Genomic DNA, 9,025 nt, shown 5'->3' on the forward strand with positions numbered 1-9,025 from the left:
CTGGGCACGTTCCGATATATTACTCACCCGTTCGCCACTCGCCACCAGGATTGCTCCCGTGCTGCCGTTCGACTTGCATGTGTAAGGCATGCCGCCAGCGTTCAATCTGAGCCAGGATCAAACTCTTCAGTTTAATCTCTGTTTAAAAACTCACTCACTAAACGGAATTGATCAGATCTTCACTACAAGTGAATTTCGTCTCTATCTATCCGTGAGTATTTGGCTTCTTTCATCCAAACACCCACGCTTATCGGCTGTTAATTTTTAAAGAACTTTTCGCTTGTTTTGCTTGGCCGACTTGTTTGTCGTCGTGAGCAGCGAAGAACGCAATTATGGCACTGATTTGACAGCCTGCGCAAGCCCTTTTGCAAAAAAGTTGAAAAAGTACTGTTTGCACCTGCGAGAGACCCTCGGCGCGCAGGTCGAGATGGGGTGGCCGCAGGCGTCATGGCGTGTGGCCCGGCGCGTACGCCCACGCTCTTCGGGATCATCCAAGGCGCAACGAGAAGGGACAATGTCAGTTGCTGCGGATCGATGCACCAGTCAATGGCGGCATGACCACCGCAAACGAGCACAGACAAACACGCCAGAAAGGTTGCCCATCCGTGTTGCCCCGTTTTCATGTCGGAGAAGACTTCCCCTTGCAGCCCGGATCCGTCTGCGAACTGCCAGATGGGCCCGCCAGACACGTGCAGGTGCTGCGCATGCAGCCGGGCGGGCTGATTCAACTGTTTGACGGGCAGGGACGGGAACACCGGGCTCGTGTCACCGAGATGGGACGCAAGCAGGTAACGGTCGAGATTGAAGAAAAGGTGCCCAACCATCGCGAGCTGCCAGTCCGCGTGACCCTGGCCATGGGGATGCCTGCCAACGATCGGATGGATGCGCTGGTAGAAAAGGCCACTGAACTGGGCGTGAGCGCCATTCAACCGCTGGTGTGCGAGCGCTCTGTATTGAGACTGGACGGAGAGCGCGCCGCCAAGAAGGTGGCGCACTGGCAGGCGGTGGCCGTATCAGCATGCGAACAGTCGGGGCGCGCGGTGGTGCCACAGGTGCACGCGGTGCAAACACTCCAGAGCTGGCTGCGGGATGCGGCAGAGGGCACGGATGGCACGGCGCGGCACAAAGGCGTACTGAGTCTGCGAGATGCCGTGAGCTTGCGCCGTTGGCTACATGACAAGGTCGACCCAACGGCAGAACCACGGGCGAAAGGCCAACTCAATCAAAGCGTTGGGGGTGACGACCTTGGCTTCATGTTCCTGAGTGGCCCGGAAGGCGGTCTGTCGCCGGCAGAGGAGCAAGCCGCACTGGACGCCGGTTGGACGGCCATCACATTGGGCGCTCGCGTCCTGCGGGCGGACACGGCGCCATTGGCAGCCTTGAGTGTGATCGGTGCGACGTTCGAGTGACCACCCTCGATAGCAGTCAGGCACCCCTGATTACCGGGAGCTACAGAGCGACAGAAATCAGGATGCGTCAGCTTGACCAGGCTCGGCAGGTGCATCCGCCGACGCGGCAGCGGCACGACGGTTGCCGCCCGCCACCAGATCAAATCGGAACAATCGACATTCGATCGGGCCGTTGAACATCACCACGCGACGGCTCTCCTTCAGGCGCATGGCGCTGGGCAGCTTCATGTCAGGGCTCAGGATCCAGGCACTCCAGCCCGTGTATTGCTTCTTCCAGTGCGATGACAGGCGCTGAAAGAAGGTCGCAGCCTCGTCATCCTGGAACTGCTCGCGCCCCACTCTGACATTGCTGGCAGGCATGTCTTCGTCGGACTCCGACTCGGATCGAGCGCGATAGGCATTGCGTACCGAGCCCTTGGTGTCGATCCGTTCGCCATAAGGGGGGTTGAACATGAGCACGCCACGCTCGCAAGGTACGGGGCGCTGCAACGCATCAGCGGTCTTGAACTCGATGTACTGCTTCACGCCTGCGCGCTCGGCATTGCGTGTGGCGAAATCGGTCATGCGAAAGGCGACGTCGCCCGCGTAGATGGCCACTTGCGGCGGGTGCTGGCGTTCGCGGGCAGCCTGCTTCATGGCCTGCCATTCGCCCAGATGGGACCTGAACGGCAACAGCTTCTCGAAGGCAAAGCGGCGCTGCAGGCCAGGCGCGATGCCGCAGGCAATCTGGGCCGCTTCGATGGGGATGGTGCCTGCGCCACAGCAGGGGTCCAGCAAGGCGCCGTCTTCGGGGCGACCTTGCCAGCCAGCCGCAGCCAGCATCGCCGCTGCCAGCGTTTCCTTGAGCGGGGCCTCGCCGGTGTCTTCACGCCAGCCGCGCTTGAACAAGGCCTCACCGGAGGTGTCCACATAGAGCGTGGCCTCCATGTCGTCCATGTAGAGGACGAGGCTGAGATCGGGGTAGCGGGTGTCGACGTTGGGGCGCTCGCCCGTGCGTTCGCGCAGGTCGTCGCAGACGGCGTCCTTCACGCGCAAGGCCGCGAAGTTCAGGCTTTGCAGGTGGCTGCGACGAGAGGTGACGTCCACGCGCAGGGTGTGACGAGGCGTGATCCAGTCCGACCAGTTGACGCTGCGGCCGAGGTGATAGATGTCGTCTTCATTGCGGTAGACGCGCGATGCCACGCGCCACAACACGCGCTGCGCCAGCCGGCTCTCCAGATTGAGGCGCATGGCGAAGTAAGCCATGGCGGCATGGCGTTCGCCGGGTTGACGAAGCTGAGCAGGCGGCTGGATTTCAACGCCACCACGGGATTCGACGACCTGCCCTTTGCCATCCAGGATGCGGTCGACCTCTTGCGCCAGCAAGGACTCGACGCCCGAAGCACAGGACATGTAGAGCGCCATGGGGCGATCCGCAGCCAGCACAGGCACCATGGGACGAGGACGATCTTCGGGCCGAACGGCGGAGCGCGAAGGCGCCGGGCGATCAGACCTGGGGCCCACCGGGCGGTCATACCCACGACCCGGCCCGGATGAACCAGGACGAGGTGCGGCACCTTGGTCGGCACGCTCGCCTCGGGGCGCATCGCCCTCGCGGGATCCCGAGGGGCGACCGGTAGCCGAGGACACAACGGGACGACGGGGGGGCTTGATGGGCATGGTGAGCAATCAGGAAAAGATCAGGACGCGTCCGGACGCAGGATGGCCAGCACGTCGGAGCGGAATTCTCGCCGATACAGGATCCACAGCACAGCCAGGGTGCCGATGGCAAAAACGGCGGGCGAGACAAACCACCCAATCACGGCAAAAGAAAGATAGTAGGCACGCAGGCCGTCGGCGAAGCTTTCGGCGGCTGCGCCCATGAGCTTGCCGGCCCGCTCGGCAAAGGCCTTGCGATCGGCCTCACCACTGTCGAACACATCGACATTGGGCGCCGCACCCACCAGGATGGCACCGAACGAATACACACGCATGGACCAGGTGAAGCGGAAGAAGGCGTAGACGAACACGGCCAGCAACACGATGATCTTGACGTCAAACACCAGCATGGAGGTGCGGGCCGCAAAGGGCAGGTCCTTGACCAGTTCGCTGGCGCGCTCGTTCGTGCCCAGCACGGCCAGCAAACCACCCAGGACCAGGATGGTGGTGGAAGCCCAGAAGCTGGGGCTGCTGGCGAGGTTCTGCGTCACGGCGGCATCGACGATGCGTTGATCACGGTGGGTGACCTGCACCATCCACAGACGGCGATAGTGGTTGGTGCTGGCCAGCAGCGTACTTTCCACCTTGGCGCGGTGGCTGGCGAACTGGGCATAGCCCACCCAGCCAAAGAAGAACAAGGCGAGGGCGGCCCAGTCCTGCCAGGGCAGGATGCTGATGAGGTGCGAGAACGAGGTCGGCATGGTTGCAGGAAATGGCGGAGGCTCGGGCAACGGCGACATCAGGCGCATCACGCACCTGATATCGCCACCCAAGCTTAAACGGATCAGGCCAGATCAAAGATCCTTGCGCAGATTGGCAGGCGCGATCTTGAGGGCTTCCCGGTACTTGGCCACGGTACGGCGCGCCACCTGGATGCCCTGCTCTTCCAGCATGCTGGAGAGCTGGCTGTCGGACAAGGGCTTCTTGGGGTCTTCGGCAGACACGAGCTGCTTGATGAGCGCACGCACGGCGGTGCTCGATGCATTGCCACCCGCCTCGGTGTTGAGCGAAGAACCAAAGAAGTACTTCAGCTCGAAAGTGCCGAAAGGCGTGTTCATGTACTTGGCCGTGGTCACGCGCGAGATGGTGGACTCGTGCAGGCCGAGTTCGTCGGCGATCTCGCGCAGCACCAGTGGCTTCATGGCGATTTCGCCGTGGGTGAAGAAGTTCTTCTGGCGATCCACGATGGCCTGCGACACACGCAGGATGGTGTCGAAGCGCTGCTGGATGTTCTTGACGAACCAGCGGGCCTCCTGCAGGCGCGAACTCAGCGCGGTGTGACTTTCGGTGGCCGCTGTGCCGCGTGGCGAACGCGACGAGCGCAAAGCCTGCGCATACAGGTCATTGATGCGCAGCTTGGGCATCACATCCGGATTGAGCACAACCTTCCAGCCCCGCCCCGACTTCTGCACGATGACATCGGGCACGATGATGTTGGCTTCGGCGCGGGTGAAGGCCCGGCCCGGCTTGGGCTCCAGCGTGACGATGAGTCCTTGTGCTTCCTTGATCAGCGACTCTTCCGCACCCGTGGCCGCCGCGAGCTTTTTCATGTCCCGGCGAGCCAGCAATTCGAGGTGTTGCTGACAGATGAGGATGGCGACCTGGCGCGCTTCGCTGACCGGCAGCGTGCGCAATTGCAGCACCAGGCACTCGGACAGATTGGCGGCACCCACGCCGACAGGTTCCAGGTTTTGCAACCAGCCCAGTGCGCACTTCAGACGCGAGAGGATCTCATCACGCAACTCCTCGTCGGCCTCTTCGGGCGTCAGGCTTTCGGCGATTTCTTCCAGGGGATCGGCCAGGTAGCCATCTTCGTTGAGCGACTCGATGAGGATGTCCACCGCCGCCATGTCCTGCTCGCTCAGACGCGTGCCATTGAGTTGCTGGCGCAGGTGCTCCTGCAGGGAGATCGAGACGCTGTTGCGCTCCAGGGGGTCGAAATCATCATCATCGCTGCCGCTGCTGGTGCGCGAAGGCGTTTCGCTGATGCCATCGAAGTCATCACGCTCGGTGCCGTTTTCCCAGTCGTCGCGTTCGGTGGTGCCGAGATCGGCCGTATCCAGCGCGGGCGTTTCAGCTTCGACGGTGCCGCCTTCCCGATCCGCGCCGCTGTCTTCCGTGCTGGTGCGCTCGTTGCGCTGGCGTTCGAACTCGGCGGTGGCGGCTGTTTCGAGCGGCGAGAACTCCTCTTCCGGCTCCAGGAAGGGGTTTTGCTCGAGCATCTGCTCGACCTCCTGGTGCAATTCCAGGGTCGACAGCTGCAGCAGTCGGATGGACTGCTGGAGTTGCGGGGTGAGCGCAAGATGTTGAGACAGCCGGAACTGCAAAGAGGGCTTCATGGCTGCTACCTGCCGGGTCGCGCTTACATGCGGAAATGTTCGCCGAGGTAGACCTTGCGGACTTCGGCGTTGTTGATGATGTCCGCCGGGCGGCCTTCCGCCAGCACCCGACCCTCGCTGATGATGTAGGCCCTGTCGCAGATGCCCAGGGTCTCGCGCACGTTGTGGTCGGTGATCAGCACGCCGATGCCACGGCTTTTCAGGAAGCTGATGATGCGCTGGATCTCGATGACGGCGATCGGGTCCACACCTGCAAAAGGCTCGTCCAGCAGGATGAAGCGAGGCTGCGTGGCCAGGGCCCTGGCGATTTCGACACGGCGACGCTCGCCGCCCGACAAGGCCAGCGAAGGGCTGGTGCGCAGCTTCTCGATGCTGAGGTCATGCAGGAGCGTGTTGAGGCGCTCGTCGATCACGGGCTTGCTCAGACGCTTGCCGTTCTCGTCGACCTGCAACTCCAGCACCGCACGGATGTTGTCTTCGACGTTGAGCTGACGAAAGATGGAGGCTTCCTGCGGCAGGTAGCTCAGCCCCAAACGCGAGCGCTGGTGGATGGGCAGCTTTTCAACACGCTGCCCGTCGATGTCGATCAGGCCCGCATCGGCGCGCACCAGACCCACGATCATGTAGAAGCTGGTGGTCTTGCCAGCGCCGTTAGGGCCCAGCAGCCCGACCACCTCGCCAGCCTTCACGGCGACATGCACGTCATGAACGACGGTGCGAGCGCCATAGCGCTTCTTCAGGCCTTCAGCGCGCAGCTGGCTGGTTTCAACGTTGACCGACGGCGACGCCACACTCATGCTCAACGCCCACCTTCTGGTTGCGACAAGGTGGCCGCCGGCGTCAGGCTGGCGCCCTTTTCCTTGACCGCCGGTGCGGGCTCCGTGGCGCCGCGCGGGGTGATCACACCTCGCACACGCCCCTTCGTGGTGGACGTGTTGCCAGACGTGCCCACCACCTGGAAGACGGAAGTCTTGTTGTCGTAGACGATGGCCTGGCCGGTGACCTCATCGGTCAAGGTGACACCCTTGAGGCGGCGCATCACAGCACGACCGGTGAAGCGGACGGTGTCATCCTTGCCCTCATAGACCACCTTCTCGGCTTCACCCTCGATGGATTCATCCAGACCTTCGCGCTTTTGCTTGAAGTACGCGCGCCCACCAGGGCCGCCCAGTGCAGTCGCCGTCTGGGTGCCATCCGCGTTCTGACGCACCTCGACGCGATCGGCATGCACCGTCATGGAGCCTTTGGTGATCTCGACGTTGCCGCTGAGGATGTTCAGGCGCTGGGCGTCATCCACCCGGGCTGAATCTGCCGCAAAATTGAGCGGCTGGGCACGATCTGTTTTCTCGGCCTGTGCGGGCACAGCCCACAGCGCAGCCAGCAGGCTAGCAACCAGGATCAGACGAGAGCGGTTAGGGTAAATCAGCAGCATCTTCGGCATGAATTTTGCATTCATTGTAGCCATGAAGCGCTGCGCCGTGGTGGTCAATTTGGCGAATTCGGCGCACCACGGTCGGATTTGCACACACTGAGTTGAGGGGGCATCGCCCCTCGCTCAGACAGGGCGATCACTTGCCCTTGCGCGCCTTGTCGATCAAGGCGTTGACGGTAGCCAGCGTCTTTTCGTTGGTGCCGTTCAGACCCACCGAAGTGAAGTACTGACCGCCCACACCCACGGTCGGCACGCCATCCAGCTTGTAGGCGTCGGCCAGTGCGCGCGCCTGCTTGCACTTGCTTTGCACACCAAAGGAATCGAGCGCGCCCATGAACTTGGCCTTGTCGACGCCATTCCTGGCCACGAAATCGCCAATCGCTTCGGGCGAATCCAGGCGCAAACCTTCTTCATGCAAGGCATGGAAGACCTTGGCGTGCATGGCGGGCAGCAAGCCCATGGCGTCCAGCGCATAGAACAGGCGCTGGTGGATGGCGCCGGGGTTCTCGCGCAAGACAACAGGAACGCGACGGAACACCACATCAGCCGGCAGCTTGGCCGCCCACGCCGCCAAAGCTGGCTCGAAATGGTTGCAGTGAGGACAGCCGTACCAGAAGAACTCCAGCACTTCGATCTTGCCTGCAGGCGCCCCCGAAGGGACCGCCTGCGACAACTTGAAGAAATGGGTGCCCTCAACCGGACCGCCTTGCGCCAGCGCCTGGGAAGGCGACACGGCGGCCATGCCCAGCCCAAAGGCCCCGACGGCAGCACTCAAGGTCTGAAGCGAAAACTCACGGCGATTCATGGAACACGTCCTTTCGGTAAACCCAAGCTTTTATTTCTGAACTCGAACCAGGGCCGACTCGACGCCAGCGGCCTGCAGCTTGACACGAACCTCGTCGGCTTGTTCACGCTGGGCAAATGGCCCGATCCGGACACGGTACATGGTGCGGCCGTTGACTTCACGCTCCTGGATGCGGGGCTCCAAGCCCATCATGGCCAGTTTGGCGCGTTGTGCTTCGGCTTCGGCCTGGCTGCCATAAGCACCGGCCTGCACCTGGTAACTCAACGAGTCAGAGGCCGGATTGGTGGACACGGCTTCGCCAGACAGGATGGCGGCCGGGTTGCGCGCGGTCGATGCGGCGGCGCTGGCAGCCTTGGCCGCCGCCTTGGCTTCCTTGGCCGAGCTGGCAGCGGACGCCACAGGCGCCGGCGGGGCGGTGGGCGCCACGGGCGTCTCCACCACGGAAGGTGCAACACCTGAAGCAGCCGCATCAGACGCCACAGGGGCCTCGACCTGCACGGGATGCGGCTTGGCCGGGTTCTTGCCGTACAGCGGGCTGTTGGGATCCCAGTTCTTGTTCTTTTCGGCTTCGGCCGCATCCTGCTCGGCGGTGCGCTGGGGCACCTTGTCGATAAAGGGCAGCGGCACCTTGGTGATGTAGAGCGCCACGCCCAGGGCGAGCGCCAGCCCGATCAACAGGCCGACGATCATGCCGAGGAAAAAGCCTCCGCGTTGGGAATTCATATTGGAATCCATCCTCTACTGAGAGGTTTGAGAGTCAGCTTGTACGCCAAGAGTTCACATGGACTCGGGCGCGCTCACACCCAAGATCGTCAAGCCATTGCGGAACACCGTCGCGGTTGCCTTGAGCAGCGCAATACGAGCACGAGCCAGCTCGACATCATCAACCAAGACGCGCTGATCGGCGTAATAACTGTGGAACGCACCAGCCAGATCACGCAAATAGAACGCGACGTCATGTGGCGCCAAACCCTTGGCAGCCTGCGTCAGCATGTCAGGGAATTCCGCCAGCTTGGCCATCAAAGACAGCTCGGTGGATGCCACCAGCAGTGACAGGTCGGCCGCCGCAAGAGTTGCCAGATCGCCCGCATGCCCAGATACCCAATCGCGCATGATCTTGCTCATTCGGGCATGAGCATATTGCACGTAGAAAACAGGGTTCTCGTCGTTGTTTTTGAGTGCCAAATCAACGTCGAACACAAACTCGGTGTCGGCCTTGCGGCTGATCAGGAAGAAACGCACGGCGTCCTTGCTGGTCCACTCGATCAGATCGCGCAGGGTGACGTAGCTGCCGGCGCGCTTGGAGATCTTCACCTCCTCGCCGTTCTTCATCACCGTGACC

Annotated in this window: 9 protein-coding genes and 1 rRNA gene; 1 reads left to right on the forward strand and 9 read right to left on the reverse strand. The window is 62.3% G+C overall.

The genetic code is table 11. The annotated features are described in order from the left end of the window. Positions 1-133, reverse strand: a 16S ribosomal RNA gene (locus tag VFW93_RS13230); the annotation flags it as partial. A 472-nt stretch (positions 134-605) separates the two neighbouring features. Between VFW93_RS13230 and VFW93_RS13235 the strand changes: the two genes are divergently transcribed. Next, positions 606-1,409: a 16S rRNA (uracil(1498)-N(3))-methyltransferase gene (locus tag VFW93_RS13235; RefSeq protein ID WP_329694459.1), complete on the forward strand. Its 804-nt coding sequence runs from the start codon at positions 606-608 to the stop codon at positions 1,407-1,409. Positions 1,410-1,466: 57 nt separating this feature from the next. On the opposite strand, the gene VFW93_RS13240 is transcribed toward VFW93_RS13235, so the two are convergent. From VFW93_RS13240 to VFW93_RS13275, 8 genes are all read right to left on the reverse strand, one after another. Beyond that, positions 1,467-2,813 (reverse strand): THUMP domain-containing class I SAM-dependent RNA methyltransferase, encoded by a 1,347-nt coding sequence (locus VFW93_RS13240; protein WP_329694467.1) that lies wholly within the window; start codon positions 2,811-2,813, stop codon positions 1,467-1,469. A gap of 275 nt (positions 2,814-3,088) precedes the next feature. Next, complete coding sequence (locus tag VFW93_RS13245; protein ID WP_329694460.1) at positions 3,089-3,847, reverse strand: DUF599 domain-containing protein; 759 nt, start codon at positions 3,845-3,847, stop codon at positions 3,089-3,091. Between the two features lie 54 nt (positions 3,848-3,901). Further along, the gene (locus VFW93_RS13250; protein ID WP_329694461.1) at positions 3,902-5,446 is read right to left on the reverse strand and encodes an RNA polymerase factor sigma-54; all 1,545 of its coding nucleotides are present in this window, start codon (positions 5,444-5,446) and stop codon (positions 3,902-3,904) included. Positions 5,447-5,469: 23 nt separating this feature from the next. After that, positions 5,470-6,243 carry an LPS export ABC transporter ATP-binding protein gene (lptB, locus tag VFW93_RS13255; RefSeq protein ID WP_329694462.1) on the reverse strand — a complete coding sequence of 258 codons (774 nt, stop codon included), beginning with the start codon at positions 6,241-6,243 and terminating at the stop codon, positions 5,470-5,472. A gap of 2 nt (positions 6,244-6,245) precedes the next feature. Next, positions 6,246-6,887 carry a lipopolysaccharide transport periplasmic protein LptA gene (lptA, locus tag VFW93_RS13260; protein WP_329694463.1) on the reverse strand — a complete coding sequence of 214 codons (642 nt, stop codon included), beginning with the start codon at positions 6,885-6,887 and terminating at the stop codon, positions 6,246-6,248. A gap of 127 nt (positions 6,888-7,014) precedes the next feature. After that, positions 7,015-7,683 carry a thiol:disulfide interchange protein DsbA/DsbL gene (locus tag VFW93_RS13265; protein ID WP_329694464.1) on the reverse strand — a complete coding sequence of 223 codons (669 nt, stop codon included), beginning with the start codon at positions 7,681-7,683 and terminating at the stop codon, positions 7,015-7,017. Positions 7,684-7,713: 30 nt separating this feature from the next. Next, positions 7,714-8,406, reverse strand: a complete 693-nt coding sequence (locus VFW93_RS13270) for an SPOR domain-containing protein (RefSeq protein WP_329694465.1) — start codon at positions 8,404-8,406, stop codon at positions 7,714-7,716. A gap of 54 nt (positions 8,407-8,460) precedes the next feature. Further along, positions 8,461-9,025: DALR anticodon-binding domain-containing protein (locus VFW93_RS13275; RefSeq protein ID WP_329694466.1), on the reverse strand; the 565-nt coding region annotated here is incomplete at its 5' end.

Source organism: Aquabacterium sp., from assembly GCF_036279675.1.
Classification (GTDB): Bacteria; Pseudomonadota; Gammaproteobacteria; order Burkholderiales; family Burkholderiaceae_C; genus Aquabacterium.